The sequence below is a fragment of the Sulfurimonas sp. ST-25 genome, from assembly GCF_048079205.1.
In the GTDB taxonomy this organism is placed as follows: Bacteria; Campylobacterota; Campylobacteria; order Campylobacterales; family Sulfurimonadaceae; genus Thiomicrolovo; species Thiomicrolovo sulfuroxydans.
In genome coordinates, this window is the sequence record NZ_CP182225.1 from 1,123,936 (window position 1) to 1,143,005 (window position 19,070).

Annotated in this window: 19 protein-coding genes; 17 read left to right on the plus strand and 2 right to left on the minus strand. The window is 51.2% G+C overall.

Features of this window, described 5'->3' with window-relative positions; genetic code table 11:
* Nucleotides 1-28 precede the first annotated feature (28 nt).
* From ACM66T_RS05730 to ACM66T_RS05740, 3 genes are all read left to right on the plus strand, one after another.
* Nucleotides 29-781 carry a sulfite exporter TauE/SafE family protein gene (locus tag ACM66T_RS05730; protein WP_349636721.1) on the plus strand — a complete coding sequence of 251 codons (753 nt, stop codon included), beginning with the start codon at nucleotides 29-31 and terminating at the stop codon, nucleotides 779-781.
* Entirely contained in the window at nucleotides 774-3,590 is a 2,817-nt protein-coding gene (gene uvrA, locus ACM66T_RS05735) for an excinuclease ABC subunit UvrA (protein WP_231021075.1), read from the plus strand. Before ACM66T_RS05730 ends, uvrA begins: the two co-directional genes overlap by 8 nt.
* Before the next feature lie 70 nt (nucleotides 3,591-3,660).
* A complete protein-coding gene (locus ACM66T_RS05740; protein WP_231021076.1) occupies nucleotides 3,661-4,434 on the plus strand; it encodes a patatin-like phospholipase family protein in 774 nt (257 codons plus the stop codon).
* Here the strand turns inward: ACM66T_RS05740 and ACM66T_RS05745 are convergent.
* Nucleotides 4,417-5,247 (minus strand): SDR family NAD(P)-dependent oxidoreductase, encoded by an 831-nt coding sequence (locus ACM66T_RS05745; protein ID WP_231021077.1) that lies wholly within the window; start codon nucleotides 5,245-5,247, stop codon nucleotides 4,417-4,419. The genes ACM66T_RS05740 and ACM66T_RS05745 overlap by 18 nt on opposite strands.
* Before the next feature lie 320 nt (nucleotides 5,248-5,567).
* Between ACM66T_RS05745 and ACM66T_RS05750 the strand changes: the two genes are divergently transcribed.
* From ACM66T_RS05750 to arfB, 3 genes are read left to right on the plus strand one after another with little or no spacing between them, the layout of a single operon-like run.
* Nucleotides 5,568-5,843, plus strand: a complete 276-nt coding sequence (locus ACM66T_RS05750) for a DUF503 domain-containing protein (RefSeq protein WP_231021078.1) — start codon at nucleotides 5,568-5,570, stop codon at nucleotides 5,841-5,843.
* 43 nt (nucleotides 5,844-5,886) lie between these two features.
* The gene (locus ACM66T_RS05755; RefSeq protein WP_416768868.1) at nucleotides 5,887-6,054 is read left to right on the plus strand and encodes a hypothetical protein; all 168 of its coding nucleotides are present in this window, start codon (nucleotides 5,887-5,889) and stop codon (nucleotides 6,052-6,054) included.
* 6 nt (nucleotides 6,055-6,060) lie between these two features.
* On the plus strand, nucleotides 6,061-6,474 hold the full coding sequence (gene arfB / locus ACM66T_RS05760; RefSeq protein ID WP_416768869.1) for an alternative ribosome rescue aminoacyl-tRNA hydrolase ArfB: 414 nt from the start codon (nucleotides 6,061-6,063) through the stop codon (nucleotides 6,472-6,474).
* Nucleotides 6,475-7,118: 644 nt separating this feature from the next.
* On the opposite strand, the gene ACM66T_RS05765 is transcribed toward arfB, so the two are convergent.
* On the minus strand, nucleotides 7,119-7,964 hold the full coding sequence (locus tag ACM66T_RS05765; protein WP_416768870.1) for an OmpA family protein: 846 nt from the start codon (nucleotides 7,962-7,964) through the stop codon (nucleotides 7,119-7,121).
* 690 nt (nucleotides 7,965-8,654) lie between these two features.
* On the opposite strand from ACM66T_RS05765, the gene radC reads away from it, so the two are divergent.
* The 11 genes from radC (at nucleotide 8,655) to ACM66T_RS05820 (ending at nucleotide 19,066) form a co-directional block, all read left to right on the plus strand.
* Nucleotides 8,655-9,314, plus strand: a complete 660-nt coding sequence (radC, locus tag ACM66T_RS05770) for a RadC family protein (RefSeq protein ID WP_416768871.1) — start codon at nucleotides 8,655-8,657, stop codon at nucleotides 9,312-9,314.
* Between the two features lie 52 nt (nucleotides 9,315-9,366).
* Nucleotides 9,367-9,567, plus strand: a complete 201-nt coding sequence (locus tag ACM66T_RS05775; RefSeq protein WP_416768872.1) for a hypothetical protein — start codon at nucleotides 9,367-9,369, stop codon at nucleotides 9,565-9,567.
* 16 nt (nucleotides 9,568-9,583) lie between these two features.
* The gene (locus ACM66T_RS05780; RefSeq protein ID WP_416768925.1) at nucleotides 9,584-9,706 is read left to right on the plus strand and encodes a type II toxin-antitoxin system RelE/ParE family toxin; all 123 of its coding nucleotides are present in this window, start codon (nucleotides 9,584-9,586) and stop codon (nucleotides 9,704-9,706) included.
* The gene (locus ACM66T_RS05785; RefSeq protein WP_345971320.1) at nucleotides 9,703-9,975 is read left to right on the plus strand and encodes a helix-turn-helix transcriptional regulator; all 273 of its coding nucleotides are present in this window, start codon (nucleotides 9,703-9,705) and stop codon (nucleotides 9,973-9,975) included. The genes ACM66T_RS05780 and ACM66T_RS05785 overlap by 4 nt, the downstream gene beginning before the upstream one ends.
* 5 nt (nucleotides 9,976-9,980) lie before the next feature.
* Nucleotides 9,981-10,175 carry a YwbE family protein gene (locus tag ACM66T_RS05790; protein ID WP_231021224.1) on the plus strand — a complete coding sequence of 65 codons (195 nt, stop codon included), beginning with the start codon at nucleotides 9,981-9,983 and terminating at the stop codon, nucleotides 10,173-10,175.
* A gap of 92 nt (nucleotides 10,176-10,267) precedes the next feature.
* On the plus strand, nucleotides 10,268-13,054 hold the full coding sequence (locus ACM66T_RS05795) for a DEAD/DEAH box helicase family protein (RefSeq protein WP_416768873.1): 2,787 nt from the start codon (nucleotides 10,268-10,270) through the stop codon (nucleotides 13,052-13,054).
* Nucleotides 13,055-13,078: 24 nt separating this feature from the next.
* A complete protein-coding gene (locus ACM66T_RS05800; protein WP_416768874.1) occupies nucleotides 13,079-14,614 on the plus strand; it encodes a restriction endonuclease subunit S in 1,536 nt (511 codons plus the stop codon).
* Nucleotides 14,611-15,051 (plus strand): hypothetical protein, encoded by a 441-nt coding sequence (locus ACM66T_RS05805; RefSeq protein ID WP_416768875.1) that lies wholly within the window; start codon nucleotides 14,611-14,613, stop codon nucleotides 15,049-15,051. Before ACM66T_RS05800 ends, ACM66T_RS05805 begins: the two co-directional genes overlap by 4 nt.
* 11 nt (nucleotides 15,052-15,062) lie before the next feature.
* Complete coding sequence (locus ACM66T_RS05810; RefSeq protein ID WP_416768876.1) at nucleotides 15,063-15,782, plus strand: hypothetical protein; 720 nt, start codon at nucleotides 15,063-15,065, stop codon at nucleotides 15,780-15,782.
* A gap of 11 nt (nucleotides 15,783-15,793) precedes the next feature.
* On the plus strand, nucleotides 15,794-17,593 hold the full coding sequence (locus ACM66T_RS05815; protein ID WP_416768877.1) for a DUF262 domain-containing protein: 1,800 nt from the start codon (nucleotides 15,794-15,796) through the stop codon (nucleotides 17,591-17,593).
* Nucleotides 17,594-19,066 (plus strand): N-6 DNA methylase, encoded by a 1,473-nt coding sequence (locus ACM66T_RS05820; RefSeq protein ID WP_416768878.1) that lies wholly within the window; start codon nucleotides 17,594-17,596, stop codon nucleotides 19,064-19,066.
* The last annotated feature ends 4 nt before the right edge of the window (nucleotides 19,067-19,070 follow it).

The window sequence follows — 19,070 nt, forward strand, 5'->3', positions numbered from 1 at the left end:
TCGCGCGAATCAACACACGGGGCGGCAGATGGCAGAGATTATCGAACTTGTATTTTTGGGCATTGGCGTCGGCGCGCTGTCGGGCTTTTTCGGTATCGGCGGCGGGACGATCCTGGTCCCCGCACTGCTCTTCATCGGCTTCGACATGAAGAGCGCCGTCGGTATCTCCGTCGTGCAGATGGTCTTCAGCTCCATCTACGGCAGCTACCTGAACCTGAAAAAGGGTACTCTCGACGTCAAGATGGTCCTGGCTATCGGTGTCGGGGGCGCGGTCGGGGCCCTGGGAAGCAGCTTCATCGTCAGCGCCCTTTCCGGACGCACGCTCGAGTGGATCTTCATGGGCTTTGTGCTCTTTGCCCTGGGGCGGCTCTTTTTCAAGACCGTCGATCACGACCAGGAGATCAAAAAAGCGCACCCGGTGCTGCTCTTCGTCATCGGCCTGCTGCTGGGGGCTTTCTCCATCTCCATCGGTGTCGGGGGCTCCATTCTGCTGGTGCCTATTCTGGCAGGCTTCTTGCATGTGCCGCTCAAGAATGCCATCTCCGCCGGCCTCTTCTTTGTCGTCTTCTCCTCCATCTCTGGGCTCATCAGCCTCTCGGCGGGCGGCTACGTCGACTACTACCACGGCGTCATTATCGGGGTCGCGTCGATGGCGGGAGTCTTCGGCGGAATCTGGCTCAAGCACGTTGTGCCGGTCAAACAACACAAACTCCTGATGATCGCCTTCTACCTGGTGGTCATCGGATACTTCTTCTACAGATTGGTGGTGAAGCATGGATAAGATAACGATCACGGGCGCGCGGGAGCATAACCTCAAGGATATCTCCCTCGAAGTGCCGAAGAACAAGCTGGTCGTCTGTACGGGGCTCTCGGGCTCGGGCAAATCGACCCTCGCTTTTGATACCCTCTATGCCGAGGGACAGCGCCGCTACATCGAGAGCCTCTCCAGCTACGCCCGCCAGTTCCTGGACCGCATCGGCAAGCCCGACGTCGACAAGATCGACGGCCTCACCCCCGCCATCGCCATCGACCAGAAGACGACCTCCAAGAACCCCCGTTCGACCGTCGGGACCATTACCGAGATCTACGACTACCTCCGCCTGCTCTTTGCCCGCATCGGTGTCCAGCACTGCCACCTCTGCGGCAAGGAGATCTCGCAGATGTCCGCCGCGGATATCATCGAGCAGGTTCAGAAGCTCCCCGAAGGCTCCAAGGCCGTCATCCTTGCTCCGCTGATCCGCGAGAAGAAGGGAACCTTTGCCGACCTGATCGAGGGGCTGCGCCACAAAGGCTTCGTGCGGGCGATGGTCGACGGCGTCATGGTCCGCCTCGACGAGGAGATCGAACTCTCCAAAACGAAGAAGCATACCATCAAGGTCGTCATCGACCGTGTCGTCATCAAGGATGAGAACCGTGACCGGATCGCCCAGGACGTCGAAAAGGCGCTCAAGGAGAGCTACGGCGAGGTCGAAGTCGAGATCATGAACCATACCGAGATGGACCTGACCGCGAACATCATCCACTACAGCGAGCACAACGCCTGTTTTGACTGCAAGGTGAGCTTCGAGCCCCTCGAGCCGCTCAGCTTCTCCTTCAACTCCCCCAAGGGTGCCTGCCCCGAGTGCGACGGCCTCGGCATCCGCTACGCCCTGGACCACGACAAGATCATTGACGGGGATCTCTCCATCGAGAAGGGTGCCGTCAAGATCGTCTACGGTTTCAACAAGGGGTACTACTTCACCTTCCTCAAAGGCTTCTGCGAGACGGAGGGGATCGACATCACCGTCCCGTTCCGCGAACTGGAGGAGCACCAGAAGAAGGCCATTTTGCACGGCAGCATCAACGAAGTGACCTTCAAGTGGAAGAACCACCTGGTGAAAAGGATCTGGCCGGGGATCATCCGTATCGCCTATGACATGTTCAAGGACGAGAAGGATATCCAGGACTACATGAGCGAGAAGGTCTGTAATGTCTGCGGCGGCCACCGCCTGCGCCGGGAGAGCCTTGCCGTCGACGTGGCGGGGCAGAAGATCAGCGGGGTCATTGCCCAACCCATCGAGGATACCTACCGCTGGTTCACGGCCGAGGACACCTTCGCCTTCCTCGGCGAACAGGACCGCATGATCGCCGCGCCCATCCTCAACGAGATCCGCGAACGTCTCTTCTTCCTCTTCGACGTCGGCCTCGGCTACCTGACGCTGAGCCGCGACGCCCGGACCATCAGCGGGGGCGAGGCGCAGCGCATCCGCATCGCCAGCCAGATCGGCAGCGGGCTGACGGGTGTCATGTACGTCCTCGATGAGCCCTCCATCGGCCTGCACGAACGCGACACCCTCAAACTCATCCGGACCCTGCGCTCTTTGCAGGAGAAGGGGAACACCGTCATCGTCGTCGAGCACGACAAGGAGACGATCGAACACGCCGACCACATCATCGACATCGGTCCCGGGGCGGGGCAGTTTGGCGGGGAGGTCGTCTTCTCGGGCTCCCTCAAGCAGCTCATGAAGGCAAAGACGGAGACGGCGGCCTACATGACGGGCAAGAAGAAGATCGAGTACTTCTACCGCCGCGAGCAGACGGAGTGGATCGAGATCAAGAACGTCACCATCAACAACATCGAGGACCTCTCCGCCCGCATCCCGCTGCAGAACCTCGTCTGCGTCACCGGCGTGAGCGGCAGCGGCAAGAGCTCTCTCATCCTGCAGACCCTGCTGCCGACGGCGCGGGAGCTGCTCAACCGCGCGCGCAAGGTGCACACCGTCGCCGGCGTCGAGATCACGGGGCTGGAGCAGCTCGACAAGGTGATCTACCTCGACCAGAGCCCCATTGGACGCACCCCGCGCTCGAACCCGGCGACCTATACGGGGCTGATGGACGAGATCCGCAACCTTTTTGCGAAGACGAAGCTCTCCCAGATCCGCGGTTACACGGCGAGCCGCTACAGCTTCAACGTCAAGGGCGGCCGCTGCGAGAAGTGCCAGGGGGAAGGGGAGCTCAAGATCGAGATGCACTTCCTCCCCGACATCATGGTCAAGTGCGACGCCTGCGGCGGCAGCCGCTACAACCCGCAGACGTTGGAGATCGAGTACAAGGGCAAGTCCATTGCCGACGTCCTCAACATGAGTGTCCAGGAGGCGTTGACCTTCTTCGACGCCATCCCGAAGATCAAGGCGATCCTCAAGACGCTGAATGACGTGGGCCTGGGCTACATCACCCTGGGGCAGAACGCCGTCACCCTCTCGGGCGGGGAAGCGCAGCGCATCAAGCTCTCCAAGGAGCTCAGCCGCAAAGATACGGGCAACACCCTCTATATCCTTGACGAGCCGACGACGGGGCTTCACTTCGCCGACGTCGACCGCCTCACCCAGGTGCTGCACCACCTCGTCGAACTGGGCAACTCCGTTCTCGTCATCGAGCATAACCTCGATATGGTCAAGAACGCCGACTACATCATCGACATGGGCCCAGAAGGGGGCAGCAAGGGCGGCCGCATCATCGCCGTCGGCGACCCGGAAACGGTGGCATCAATGGCCGACGACACCGGCAGCTACACCGGCGAGTACCTGAAGAAGGAACTCCCAGCGCAGTAAGCGCCAAGTAGTAACTGTATCCATGAAGATGGCATGATTGCCTAAACGCTACAGGGCAAAGGGAGAGTCTATGGGAACGGAGAAAGCGCCAAAAAAGATTTCGCTTGCTTTATCGGGCGGCGGCGTGCGCGCCGTGGCCCATCTGGGGGTCGTCGAGGTCCTGCAGCAGCAGGGGTATGATATTGCCGCCGTCGCCGGCAGCAGCGGCGGAGCCCTGGCCGGGGTGCTGCTCTGCGACGGCCGTACCCCGCGGGAGGTCCTGGAGATCTACCGCGAGCTCCGGCGCATCGACCTTGTGCGCCATTTCCGGCAGGGCGGGGTGTTCGCCCTCAAGGGGATCGAACGGCTCCTCTCGCACCACCTCTCCGTGACCCACATCGAGGATCTCCAAACCCCCTGCGTCATCGCCGCGACAGACCTGACGGCGGGGACGATCCGCTACTTTGACCAAGGCCCCATTGCCAAGCTGGCCGCAGCCTCCTCGTCGCTCATCCCCTTCTTTGCCCCCGTATCCTACGGGGGGATGCGCCTCGGCGACGGCGGTTTCATGGACAATATGCCGGTGCGGGCCCTCAAAGCGAAGGGCCTGCCCATCCTCGGCATCAATGTCAACGCCATCCTGCCCCAAGAGCCGAAAAACGTCATGCAGACGACCTACCGTGCCCTCATACTGATGATGGCGGCCAACGTCGAGGCGTCGAAGCATTTTGCGGACGCCTATTTGGAAGTGCAGGGGTGCGCAGAGATGAATATCTTCGATACATCGAAGCTCGATGATGCCTTTGACGCGGGGCGACGCGAAGCGGAAGCGGCGCTGGAAAAGGGACTACTGGATCTTGCGTAGCAGGGCGTCGAGCCCCCGGGTGGGCAGCAGGCGTTTGAAAAGCGCGAGCAAGGTCGTCGCGCCGGTAATGTGGTAGCGCGGGGCCGGGCGCTCCGCCTCCAGGGCCCTGATAACTTTACGGGTCACGGCGTCCGCATCGCGGGTGAAGCGGTCCTTCTCCTCCTTGTTCGCTTTGCGCTTGTACACCTCCTCCTGGTACACGTCCGCAAAACGGCTCTGCGCCGTGTCGACATTCTTTTCAAACATTTTGATGGCGTTGTCGCGGAAACGTGAGCGGATCGGGCCCGTGTTGAGGGTGACGACGTGGACGCCCGTGCCCTCCAGCTCCAGGCGCAGGGTGTCGCAGAGCCCCTCGATGGCGTACTTGCTGGCATTGTAGGCGCCGCGGAAGCGCAGCGAGACGAGTCCCAGTACCGAACTGTGCTGCAAAATGCGCCCGTACCCCTGAGCGAGCATAAGGGGGAGGACGCGGCGGGTCAGCTCGTGCAGTCCGAGGACGTTCGTCTCGAACTGTTCGCGCAGGGCGAAGGTCGGGACGTCCTCGAGGGCGCCGGGCTGGCCGTAGCCTGCGTTGTTAAAGAGGGCGTAGAGGGTGCCGCCCGTCTGCTCCAGGACCCATTTCAGGGCCGCGTCGATGCTGTCGGGGTCGGTGACATCGAGCTGGTGGGCATTAAGCCCCTCCGAGATAAGCCTGAGAACATCTTCCTGGGCACGCGCCGTGGCAAAGACGTCATAACCCTGTCTGAAAAGCGTCAGGGCCGTTTCATAGCCGATGCCGCTGGAGCAGCCGGTAATAAGGATGGATTTTTTCATGGCGCCATTATAGCCTGCCTCCGTGAAAGGGGGCGTATGGCGCGCAGGGGGGATGATGGATAGTTAGCCGTGGTAGATGTGGTGGCAGTTATGGCACTTGTATTTTCTTTTTCTGAACAGCAGGTACTTCTCAACGAAGGTACGCTTGAGCCGTAAAGCTTGTCCCGCACCGCAGACAGGGCAAACCTTTTGTGTAAACGCTTTCACAATTTTTACCTCTGAAAAATTTTATTCTCTCTTCATCGCATCAAGATGGCAATTATATCAGACATATCTATGATATTCTTATTATAAAATAACAAAAATAATAAAAGGTGTTTATGATCATCTGTCACTGCGATCTGCACTTCGAACTCCCCTATGTCCACTCTCTCAAGGGACGCCGCAGCATCACGAACAGCATCAAGGAGCGGTTGAAGAGCTTCAACGTCTCCGTCATGGATATCAGCGGCGAATACCCAAAAGAGGCCGACATCGCCCTCATTTTCCTCTCCCCGGACGCCCGGGCCGCGGCGCAATACCGCGAGGCCATCGAACAGATGCTGGAGCGCCACTTCCCCGAGCTGCAATACGGCATGGAGTATGACGAGCTGTAGTCACGCTATAATGGGAGGTAAAAGTTCACCAAAGGATATGACTATGGCCGACAAACCGCTCTCCGAACTCGACGAACGCGAACCGGAGCTGGATGAATCCAGCGACTACGAAAAACCGATATCTTCCAACAAACGCAACTGGATCCTCAGCGCCTTCGCCATCGCGATCATCATCTACCTGCTCTACAACATCCTGATGTCCTCGTTCTAGGGAACCATGCTTACCATTTCGAACAACGTAAGCCTTAGCGAGGATGAGATCGAGATCGAGGCCATCCGTGCCCAGGGCTCCGGCGGGCAGAAGGTTAATAAGACCTCTGCAGCCATTCACCTCCGTTTTGACATCGCTGCGTCTTCACTCCCTGAGTTTTACAAAGAGCGCCTGCTCGCCCTGAAAGAGAGCCGTATTACGAAGGAGGGGATCGTCGTTATCAAGTCCCAGCAGCACCGCAGCCGTGAACAGAACAAAGAGGAGGCACTGGAGCGGCTTGCCGAGCTGATCAAAAGCGTCAACGTCTCCAAAAAGAAGCGCATTGCGACCAAACCGACGAAGGGCTCTGTCAAAAAAAGATTGCAGTCGAAAAAGAAACAGGGAGAAAAGAAAAAGTTGCGCGGCAAAGTCGCCGACTGAACTTCCATCATCGCGCCAATCGCATTCCATTTAAAAGCGCGGGAACAGGGAGTCTTTGAGTATGCCGCTCCCGCTTCACGCGGCAGCGGTGGGAGCCTAAGCGCTCCCGTGGGCGGTTTGATGGCCCAGGCGGTGCATACGGCGCACCCTTTAGTAAGATGCCGAACTCCCGAAGGGGCATATGACCTCATAGCTTGTCGCGAGCCGATCCAAGCGGCGCGACGGTTCCAATCTCTGGAGCGAGGTTGCCCGGCATCTTGTCTGTGAAAGGTAAAGCGCCCGCGGTCCCATGTGGTGGCGCTGCACTGTCATGCGCGCCGAGCTCTATTGGCTGCTTCGACCCGGCTTCACCTTTTGCAGAAAAGCATCTTACTTCGTTTACCCGATCCTTCGTCGCGTTTCAGCCCATACCCCAACTCTGTATTAGGGGCGGCATCCTCTTGCGACGAGGGACCCAAAACCGCCAATAAATTCGTTTGATTCATTGGCTTCCTTTGCGGTACCTTTTTAAAGATCTTTCGTACGTACAAGAGTCATGATAACTCCTAAAAAATAAAAGCAAAATTAAATGGAGAAGGTCGTTTCGGGCGGAGATAAAAAGGTGATACGGGGGAGGATGCGGGCACAGCGCGCCCGCGTAGGCGTTACTCGGCGAGCTTGGGAAGCTCGTTGGAGAGGATCTCCAGGTTCGGCAGCATGATGATCTCGATGCGGCGGTTGAGCGCGCGCCCCTCCGGCGTTTCGTTGGTCGCACGGGGGTGGAACTCGCCGAAGCCGGCGGCAGAGACGTTGTCGGCGGAGACGCCCTCGTCGACCATGAGGTGCACGACGCTGAGGGCGCGCGCGGTGGAGAGCTCCCAGTTGCTCGGGAAGCGCGCGCTCTTGATGGGAACGTTGTCCGTGTGCCCCTCGACCTGGAAACGGCGGTCGGGGAAGGCGGCGAGGGCCTTGGCGATCTGCGCCAGCGCCTCCCGGCCCGCTTTGTTCACCGTCGCGCTGCCGCTGGCGAAGAGGACTTCATCGGGGAGGTTGATGACGATGCGCCCCTTCTCGATGGAGACGGTCAGCTGCCCGCCGTCGATCATCTTCTGCAGCTCCTTGACGAACTGCGCGTAGATCTCGTTGCGCTTCTGCGTCTCGGCCTCGATCTGTTTCATCGTCTCAAGCTGTTCGCGGGAAGCCCCCAGCTCTTTGCGGGCCGCCTCAAGGTCCTGCTGGAGCTGCAGCTTGCGCATCTCCATCTCGCTCAGCTCGACATTGTTGAACTCGATCTGCGACTTGCCCTTGGCGATCTCCTCGCGGTCCTTGGCGATCTGCGCCTGGTTGCGCACAATCTCGTCGCGCTGCTCCTTGATGGTCTGCTGCGCGGAACCGAGCTGCGTGCGGGTCTGGTTCAGCTCCTGCAGCGTCGCCTCGTGCGTACTCTTCATAACACAGCCGGAACTGAGCAACATCACTGCCGCCATCGCGGCCACCGGAATCAGTTTCATAATAGGGACTCCTCATTGACAAAAGTGGCGTCATTATAACCGAAGAGGGGAAATAGCACTCGCACATGGAAACGCCCCCTTCCTACGCCGTTCCAGGGTAGGATATGCTGTAAAAAAGGCAAAAAACAGTGCGGAAAAGCGACCTTTGATGAAGAGAATACGAACAATGCAGCGTCATGCGGCGGCTTTCAAAGAGCGCTCAGTGCCAATTTTCGATTTTATTGAATGCGCTTCGACGAGTCGAAGCTCTTTTTTTGACGTTAGCTTCGGTTTGCCGAAGCGCATTAATCAATAGGCTCAGTGTCGTTAAGCGTGCCGTGAAAGCCGCCCTGAAGGCATAAAGCCGAGAAGGGCGAGCGATTCGCGCAACGACGATTTTCTTTTGGTTCTTTTCTTATGAAAAAGAAAAGAATGAATAGTGTGTATTTCTTTGCCACTTTTTTAGAAAAAGTAGCGTAAAAAGCGGCCTTTCGCAAATCGCTCATCCCTCCCGGCTTTATGCCTCCGGGATGGCTTATAAGGAATGCTCAAGGCCAAGCCCCAATTGATTGGATGCGCTTCGGCGTGCCGAAGCTCTATATTTCCATTAGCTTCAGGGCCTGAAGCGCGTTAATCAATATTCAGAAGCTCAGCTCGGTTTTGTTTAAACTTAATATAACATATGTAGTTATATTGCGATAGAATTATTGCATGAAAAAGCTCCAGGAACTCTACAAAGGCGACAAGCCCCGCGAAAAACTGTTGGCAAAAGGTCCCGCTACCCTCAAGGCGTATGAGCTGATGGCAGTGCTGCTCGGCAGCGGGGTGCCGGGCAAGGATGTGCTGCAGCTCTCCAAAGAGATCGTGGGGCTCTTTGACACCTCGTTCGAGAGGCTGACGCTCGACGATCTGACCTCCGTCCACGGCATGGGTGAAGCAAAAGCCGCGCAGATCCTCGCGGCCGTCGAGCTCTCCCGGCGCTATCTCATCAAGCAGCACGTCAAAATAACGTCGGCCGCGGATGTCTACGAACTGCTGCGCGAATACGGTTCCAAAAAGCAGGAGTATTTCATTGCCTTGGCCCTGGACGGTGCCTCGCACCTTATCGAGAAGCGCGTCGTCTCCATCGGGACCCTCAACCAGTCCCTCGTGCACCCCCGCGAGGTCTTCGCCGATGCCGTTGCGGACCGCGCGGCGGGGATCATCGTTGCCCACAACCACCCCGGCGGCCAGCTCGCCCCGAGCCGGGAGGATGTCGCGGTTACCCGGCGCCTCAAGGAGGCAGGGATATTGTTGGGAATAGAGCTGCTCGATCATGTTATTTTGACCAGAGACGGTTTTCTTAGTCTAAGGGAAGAGGGGATGTTGTGATCAATCTAAATATATCTAATAAGATATTATTTATATCCTATAAGGCATAATCATGAAATGGGAAGTGGTCTTTTTTACAGATGAGAACGGCTCAAAACCGGTTTATGAGTGGATTCTCTCTCTGGAAGAAAAGACCAAGACAGTTGTATTGAGAAATTTGGATCTCTTGGAGCAGTTAGGTACAGGTATCCGAGAGCCATATGTAAAACACTCTGGAAGAGAAACTGTACGAAGTCAGGGCGAAAGATCATAAAGGTATCTACCGGGTTATCTATTTTGCACACACCGGTAGACGATTTGTCTTACTGCATGGTTTTGTGAAAAAGACGCAGAAGACACCCAGAAAAGAGATTGATATTGCCAAACAGCGCATGAAGGAGATGAAAACATGAGTGAACTCCAGGCATTGATCAAAGAGCAGTTGGAAAATGAAGAGTTTAAACGTGAATGGGAGCGGCTTGAACCTCGTTATCAAGTCATTAGACAACTGCTGAAACTCCGCATCAAGTATGACCTGACGCAGAAGCAGTTCGCGGAAAAGGTTGGAACGACACAGGCGGTCATTTCACGCATCGAAAATGGCAATGTTAACATCGGGATTGATTTTCTGGAACGTGTGGCCAAGGCGTTTGGGAAAAAAGTCGAAGTGAAGCTGATATGAGCACAATGCCGGACCCCAGACAGCGAAAGAACATACGCTTCGGATTGAGCGTCGCCATCGTGTTGAAACAGGACCAGGACACCGGCCGTCTTACTGACGGCATTGTCCGCGACATCCTCACCAAAAGCGCTACGCATCCACACGGCATCAAAGTACGCCTCATGAGCGGCGAAGTAGGGCGGGTGAAGGAGATATATTAGACTTGATACGGTGGCGTCACCGTATACAATATAAACAAAGCTTCACGTGATAAAATTGATCTTCATAGTTTGTGCACCGCCTTAGGAAGATCATGTATGATTCGCTACTAAATCAGAACCCGGAACAGATTGCCCGCGACAAGATAGATGCGATGCTCCGCTCTTCCGGCTGGGCGGTACAGAACAAAGATGCCATCGATCATAAAGCCGCCGAGGGGATTGCAGTTCGTGAGTACCAGACCGATATCGGCCCGGCGGATTATGTTCTTTTCGTCGACCGCAAACCTGTTGGGGTCATCGAGGCGAAAAAAGAGACCGAAGGACACCGCATTTCGGTCGTCGAAGAACAGTCACAGGGTTATGCGGAAGCAAAGCTCAAGTGGTGTTCCGAAAATACTTTCCTCCCATTCATTTACGAAAGCACTGGAACGTTAACACGTTTCCGCGATGAGCGTGATCCCAAACCCCGTTCCCGTGAAGTCTTTAGCTTCCACCGTCCCGAAACGCTGCGGGAGTGGCTGGGACAATCCGAGAGTTTGCGTACGCGCTTGGAACATTTCCCAGGACTCTCTACGGAAGGACTCCGCGACTGCCAGATCAGCGCAGTGACAAACCTCGAAACCTCATTCGGCGAGAACCGCCCCCGCGCACTTATTCAGATGGCGACGGGCGCTGGGAAGACATTTACAGCCATTACCTCCATCTATCGTTTGCTCAAACACGCCAGGGGCAAACGCATTCTCTTCCTTGTCGATACGAGAAACCTCGGTGAGCAGGCGGAGAAAGAGTTCATGGCCTACACCCCGCAGGACGACAACCGACAGTTCACGGAACTCTACAACGTCCAGCGCCTCAGCTCTTCCTATGTCGCTACCGATTCACAGGTCTGCATCAGCACCATCCAGCGGATGTACTCAATCCTGCGGGGCAATAAACTTGACGAATCCGCCGAAGATATCAGCGGTTTCGAACACCAAAATGGTGAGCGTCCCAGAGAGGTTGCCTATAATCCCGCCATTCCCATCGAATTTTTTGACTTCATCATTGTTGACGAGTGTCACCGCTCCATCTATAATGTTTGGCAGCAAGTACTTGACTATTTCGACGCATTCCTTATTGGATTGACGGCTACGCCGGACAAGCGCACGTTCGGTTTCTTCCATGAAAACATCGTTAGCCAATACACCCACGATAACGCTGTGGCCGATGGGGTAAATGTACCCTATGAAGAGTACATCATTACTACGGCTATCACGAAGGAAGGGGCGAAACTCGACAAGGAGAGCAAAAGCGGCGATGGCGTGATCATCAAGCAGGTCGTCGAGCACCGTGACAAACTGACACGCAAGAAGAAGTGGCGCGAGCTCGACGACGACGTGGAGTACCGCCAGAGCCAGCTCGACAAAAAGGTCGTCAATCCGAGTCAGATCCGCAACATTGTTAAAGAGTTCAAGGCAAAACTTCCGGTGCTCTTTCCCGACCGTAAAGAAGTGCCGAAAACCCTCATCTTTGCAAAAAGTGATTCCCACGCCGATGACATCATCTCCATCGTACGCGAGGAGTTCGGGGAACGTAACGAGTTTTGTAAGAAGGTGACTTACCAGGCGAAAAACCCTAAAGAGATTTTACAATCCTTGCGTAATGACTATTATCCGCGCATCGCCGTAACAGTGGATATGATCGCCACGGGGACCGACGTGAAGCCGTTGGAATGCCTCATTTTCATGCGGGATGTGCGCTCGCGCAACTACTTCGAGCAGATGAAGGGGCGGGGCACGCGTATCTGTAGCATGGACATGATGAAAAAGGCGGGCACGAACATTGAACATGACAAGACCCACTTCGTCATCGTCGATGCGGTGGGAGTGACTGAGTCGGTCAAAACAGACAGCCAGCCGCTGGAGCGCAAGAAGTCGGTGCCTATGAAAGACCTGATGATGGAAGTACTAATGGGCGGTGCGGATGATGAAGACACTTACCGCTCCATAGCGGCGCGTTTGGCGCGTTTAAATAAAGAGATGACCGCTAAGGAACGCGAAGAATTTACGAGAATTGCCGACAGGAAGATTGAAGACGTCACCCATATCTTTCTGGATGCTCACGATGCAGACAAACAAGTCGAAAGAGCGCAACTGATGTTCGGGATCGTCGATGACGAGATGGTGACGCCGGAGCAGCTGGATAAGGCACAGGAAGCGATGGTAGATGAGGCTCGCTCTGTATTGACCGGCGAGTTGGTCAACTATGCCGATGAGGTCCGCCGAAAACGCGAGCAGATCATTGATACCGTCAACATAGACAGTGTCGTCTTTAGCGGCTGGAAGACGGAGAGCGAGGAGGGGGCGAAGAACATCATCGAGAGCTTCGAATCTTTTCTGGAAAAGAACAAAGACGAGATTACTGTTCTACGCATTTTCTATAACGAACCCTATCGTCGCCGTGAGGTGACTTACAGGATGCTCAAGGAGTTGGTGGAGAAACTCAAAGAGGAGCGCCCGCCGCTTGCACCGTTGAAAGTGTGGGAAGCCTATGAGCGTTTGAGCGCGGCAAACGGTAGCCCGAAAAGCGAACTCGGAGCGCTGGTTGGGCTGGTGCGTTACGTTTCAGGCATTGACGATACACTTACACCCCTGCAAAAACGCGTGGCCTTGAACTTCCAGGATTGGGTACTCAAGAAGCACGCGGGTAACGCCCCGAAATTCAGCGAAGTGCAGATGGACTGGCTGCGCCGCATCCGCGACGAGATCGCCCGTTCCTACCGTTTCGAGACCGACGATTTCGAGCTGATGGAGCAGGGGGCGCTGGGGAAAGTTTATAAGCTTTTTGGGGATGAACTGGCTCCACTTCTAGATGAAATGAATGAAGCTCTTGTTAGTTAGAAAATGAATAGTAAAAAGTGAAGAATGAAAGAATTTGAGTTGCCAAAAGGTTGGGTTGAAACACCATTGTTGGCCTTGCTTGAAACCCTAGAATCCGGAAGTAGACCCAAAGGTGGTGTGCAAGGTATAGAGGAAGGCATAGCTAGTTTGGGAGGAGAGCATTTAGATAATAACGGTGGATTTAAATTCGCAAAAATTAAATATGTCCCTTTTGAATTTGCTGAGAAAATGAAGCGTGGAAAAATACAAAATGGTGATATCCTGATTGTTAAAGATGGAGCTACTACAGGTAAAACTTCTATTGTAAGAGAGTCATTTCCTTTTGAAAAAGCTGTTGTCAATGAACATGTTTTTGTATGTAGACCGTATAAGGTATTGAATGCAAAAAGCTTGTTTTATTTTCTTTATTCATCTACCGGAAATAGACAAATACTAGAAGACTTTCGTGGTGCTGCACAAGGTGGTATTAGTCAGAAATTTGCACAAATCGTAAACGTTCCAGTCCCCCCTCTCCCCGAACAACACCGTATCGTTGAAAAAATCGAAACCCTGTTCAGTGAACTTGATAACGGCGTCGAAAGCCTCAAAGCCGCCAAAGCGCAGCTCAAACGCTATCGCCAGACGGTGCTGAAGTCCGCCTTCGAAGGGAAGCTCACCGAAGCGTGGCGCAGGGAACACGCTGACGAGCTGGAAAGCGCCGAGAGCCTGTTGGAACGCATCAAAGCCGAGCGCGAAGCGGCCTATGAAAAGAAGCTCGACGACTGGAAAGAGGCAGTCCAGGCGTGGGAAGTCAACGGCAAAGAGGGGAAAAAGCCTGCGAAGCCGAAGAAGTTGAAAGAGCTATCTCCATTGACTTATGATGAGCAATCAGAATTTGCTATGTTGCCTTCAAATTGGATTGCTGTAAAAATGGGACTGATTATCGAAGAACCAAAATATGGCACTTCCAAAAAGTGTGATTATGAGACAGCGGGAGTTGGAGTACTAAGGATTCCTAATATTGCTAATGGGTTTATAGATGCGCAAGACTTGAAGTTTGCATCGTTTGATGAAGATGAACAAGAGACCTATGGTCTGATTTCCGGCGATCTCCTTACAATCCGCTCCAATGGTAGTATTAGCCTTGTTGGTAAAACGGCATTGATTTCTGAAAAAGATGAGCAATATTTGTATGCTGGGTATTTGATTCGATTGCGCCCATACTCCTCCGTCAATAGTATGTATTTGCATTATGCAATGAGCTCTCAATTACTACGTCAGCAGATTGAACAGAAAGCAAAATCGACCAGTGGCGTGAATAATATTAACTCTGGAGAATTGGAAAGTTTAGTACTTCCTATGACGTCAGTATCTGAACAACACCAAATTGTCAATGAAATCGAATCCCGTCTCAGTGAAGCCGATGCGATGGAAAAAGCGATCGACGAGAGCCTTCAAAAAGCCGAACGCCTCCGCCAGAGCATCCTCAAAAAAGCCTTCGAAGGCAAGCTTGTTCCGCAGGATGTAAACGATGAACCGGCTTCGGAGCTTTTGAAGCGCATTAAGAAGGAGAAACAATGACTGAAGAAGAATGGGAAGAACTTTATCAGTTTATTCGAAAAGAAATAAACAAATTAGAACTAAATGAACTACAAGATCGGTTTATTAAAAATGTAATGGATATAGAGAGTCCAAAGACAAAGGTTTTGAAATATATTGATTTTCTCCAATCTGTGATTAAGCATGAAACATTGGAAACTAGCCATACTTTGTTGGAGAAGTTTAATTCAGATTATATTGCCAGTGAGTCCGGAAATTCAATAGCTAATGTTGTACTGGAATTCTCTGACAAAGACCAGAAAGCATATGATATTGGTCAACGAATTATAAGTTTGACAGACTATGACTCTATAGATTCACATGTCATTTATGAGTTTCAAGAATTATTGAAAGCACTTGAAAATACCGAAATTGAAGATTCTAACCCAGGTTTTAAACCACGTGGACCAGGAATGTAAAGGTTACCCAAATGACATTGCAACAAGCAAAAAATGATATTGCCAATATTTTGAAAAAAGTTAGTAATAGTAGTATTACAAAGACTAGAAGCAACTCATTAACTACAGCAACATCCATAAAAAATTCGAAATTTTATGAAGCTTGGGTGTTGGCTCATGTATTGGAAGAATTGCATAATAATGAAGGTTTTACATTTCGACTATCAAAAGGTAGCAAAATCTATTTGAAGAGTGGTGGTGGACCTATCAATTATCATTATCCATACTTTATGGTTTTCGATAGTGCTAAGAACCATATTGGAAATATCTTTACGGACATAGAATTTTTTGCATTAAGTGCAACGCATTCTCATTTGGGACGTAGCGCAATTGATAGAACTAATATTTTACCAATAGATAAAAGTGATGTACATGAATTGGATATTTTGTTTTGTAAAATCAATGCTAATTCATATCCTTGGCCTGATGAAATATATCTTGGCATTGAGTGTAAAGCTGTTGAAGACGTAGTTTCAAAAAAATATTATTTAAAGAGTATTTTAGGAGTCAGGAGAGAATTAAGCTTTTTGTCTCGTCCACTGATGAATCAATATGGAAACTGGCCCCAAACATCTTTAAAAGCGAATCCGGCAGTGTGTTTAATGTTTTATTCAAAAGATCCAAAAGTGGCGTCTGAATGGGCTTCTGCACAAAAGACATTTGATATTAATTTTCAGTATTTACCTTACTAAAAAGGAACAAAATGAATATAACACCGAATAAACTGACCATTGGACAGCTTTTTGCTAATCAAAATGAACAATTCATTATTCCAGCGTACCAGAGACGATACGCGTGGAAAGAAGCGCAAACCGAAGCATTGTTCGATGATATTGATTTGCTTCAGGATAATGATAGCCACCTTTTTGGGATGCTTGTTTTCCATACTAACTTTTTCCAAGGTGGTCTGAATAAACCAGAGCTTGTAGACGGTCAACAGCGTATCACTACTCTTTCGATTCTTCTGATGTCCATTCGTAAACGATTTGTTGAACTAGGAAAAGATGATAAAGCGCAAGAGATTACAAAGATGCTTACAAGTAAAGGATATGACGATGTAGAACAGAACAAAGTCATATTGGGCGATTTGGATAATCCAGATTATATTCATTTGGTTAAAGACAAAAATTTTGAACAGATGAAAAATGAAAATCTAAAATATGCTTACCAGAATTTCAACGAATGGCTGAGTGACTACGATAGTGAAAAGTTAAACAGATTTTATTACAAGCTCATCAATGTAGCTGTTGTAATACGCTTGGACATTGGAATGGCAAAAGACGCCTTCAAGCTTTTTGAGACCATTAACAACAGGGGGTTGAGGCTGTCTGCGACAGATTTGATCAAAAACTTTATTTTCGGTCATTCTGCACAACTAGGTGATGATGTACTTGATGATATCAAAGAGAAATGGACTGAAATTATCACAAATCTTGATGGTATCGATACTGATGATTTCTTACGCCAATATATGTGTATGCAGCTAACGAGAAAAATTTCCTTTACCTATTTGGTGGAGGAATTCAAAAAATACTATTTCTCTCACGTCAAAGACAGTGACAAAATGGTTGAGTTTGCATACTATGGTGATCACGGTGCAGAACCCGATGAAACGGTAGAAGAAGATGATGAAACCGAAAAAGAAAAAGGCACAAATAAGAAAGTGATCAACAAAATCCCTGTTGGTGATTTTGTTGATCAAATAAAGGCTTCTTCGCGAGTTTATAAAAAAATAGTCAATAGAACATTTGATGATATCCGTATCAATCGTCATCTTTATAACTTAGAGCGAATTCTTTCAATGCCTTCATATATTTTCTTGATGAATCTATTAGGAAGAGAGTATTCCGATAGTCAAAAAGTTGCCGTACTGAAGACCATAGAAACATTCATGTTGCGTAGACATATTTGTGAGGCTCGTACAGGTGAACATGATGATATTTTTGCCAAATTAAATCGAATATTTGATGAAGATACAGAAATAACCGTTGAAGAACAAGTGAAAAATAAACTCGAACCTCATTTGCCGGCCGATAGTTTGTTTAAAGCCAACTTTCCTACTCAAAAGTTCAAAGGGAAATTGCGTGCTAGAGCTAAGTATATACTAGAACAACTGGAATATGAGATGAGTGGAAATACTGGAGAATTTACAATCAGTTCAAGCAGTGAAGTGCACTTGGAACACATTATTCCTGAGACAATCAATACAAAAAAATCGAAAAATGAATTCGGGGATTGGGAAGTGTATTTGGGTCAAGATGCGAATAATTTGCACCAACAGTATGTCCATCTTATTGGCAATATGACTTTGTTGGCAGGTAGCTTGAACATAATCGCCTCGAATAATCCTTATGCTGACAAACAAGAGAGTTATAGAAAATCGAATATTCAATTAACACAAGAACTTGCAAATAACTATCAGAATTTTAAGTTTGATGAAGTCGAAAGTCGCGGTAAAAAGTTAGCAGACAGAGCACTGCATATTTGGAAATTTGAGAAATAAATGAGCCCATCAACCATAATCAATAAAATTTGGAACTTTGCGAGCGTACTGCGCGACGATGGTGTGAGCTACGGCGATTACCTCGAACAAATTACCTACCTGCTATTCCTGAAAATGGCAGAGGAATATAGCAAGCCTCCTTACAATCGCAAGGTTGGTATTCCCGAAGGATTCGGATGGAACAAGCTCAAGTCTCAACGCGGGGCAGAGCTAGAGACCCACTACATACTGACCTTACAGGAGCTGGGTAAGCACCATGGAATGCTGGGGCAGATCTTCACCAAGTCACAAAACAAGATACAGGACCCGGCTAAGCTCTTCAAGCTGATCGACCTGATAGACAAAGAAAGCTGGGTGATGATGGGGACCGACGTCAAGGGCGACATCTACGAAGGACTGCTGGAGAAGAACGCTGAAGACACCAAGAGCGGGGCGGGGCAGTACTTTACACCGCGTGCGCTCATTAAGGCAATGGTCGAGGCGGTGCGTCCCAAGCCGATGAAAACAATCGCCGACCCGGCATGCGGCACGGGCGGCTTTATGCTGGCGGCCTATGACTACCTGGTTGAGCAGGGACTAGACCGCGATGAGAGGGATTTCCTAAAGCATGAAACCTTCTACGGTAATGAGATCGTTGCCAACACCCGTCGCTTGGCGCTGATGAATATGTTCCTACATAACATCGGTGAGATTGACGGTGATTCTATGATTGCCGGAACTGATGCACTCATTGCATCACCTTCCAAGGCGGTTGATTATGTCCTCGCTAATCCGCCTTTTGGTAAAAAGAGTTCTATGACCTTTACAAACGAGGCAGGAGAACAGCAGAAAGAGGAGCTCACTTACAACCGTGAGGACTTCTGGACGACGACCTCGAACAAACAGCTCAACTTCGTCCAGCACATTTACACCATGCTCAAGGCCGACGGCCAGGCGGCGGTCGTACTCCCCGACAACGTCCTCTTCGAGGGAGGCGCGGGCGAGACTGTGCGCAAAAAGCTGTTGGAAAAAACTGACTTACACACCATCCTGCGTCTGCCGACGGGCATTTTCTATGCAAACGGTGTTAAAGCAAACGTTCTCTTCTTTGACAACAAACCGACCCGTATAGATCAGTGGACCAAAGAGGTGTGGATCTACGACTACCGCACAAACATCCACCACACCAAAAAGAAAAACCCGATGAGGTTCGAAGATCTGATAGATTTTCTGGAATGCTACAAGCCGTTAGATCGTGACGAGCGTGTCGAAACATGGAGTGAAGAAAACCCCGAAGGCCGCTGGCGCAAATACAGTTACGATGAGATTGTCGCCCGGGACAAAACAAGCCTCGATATTTTTTGGCTCAAAGATGAAAGCCTCAGTGACCTTGAAAACCTTCCCGAGCCGGATGAACTGGCACTGGAGATTGTTGATAATATTGAAGCAGCTCTCGAAAGTTTTAGAACGGTTGTAGCATCCTTGGAAGAGTAATGAC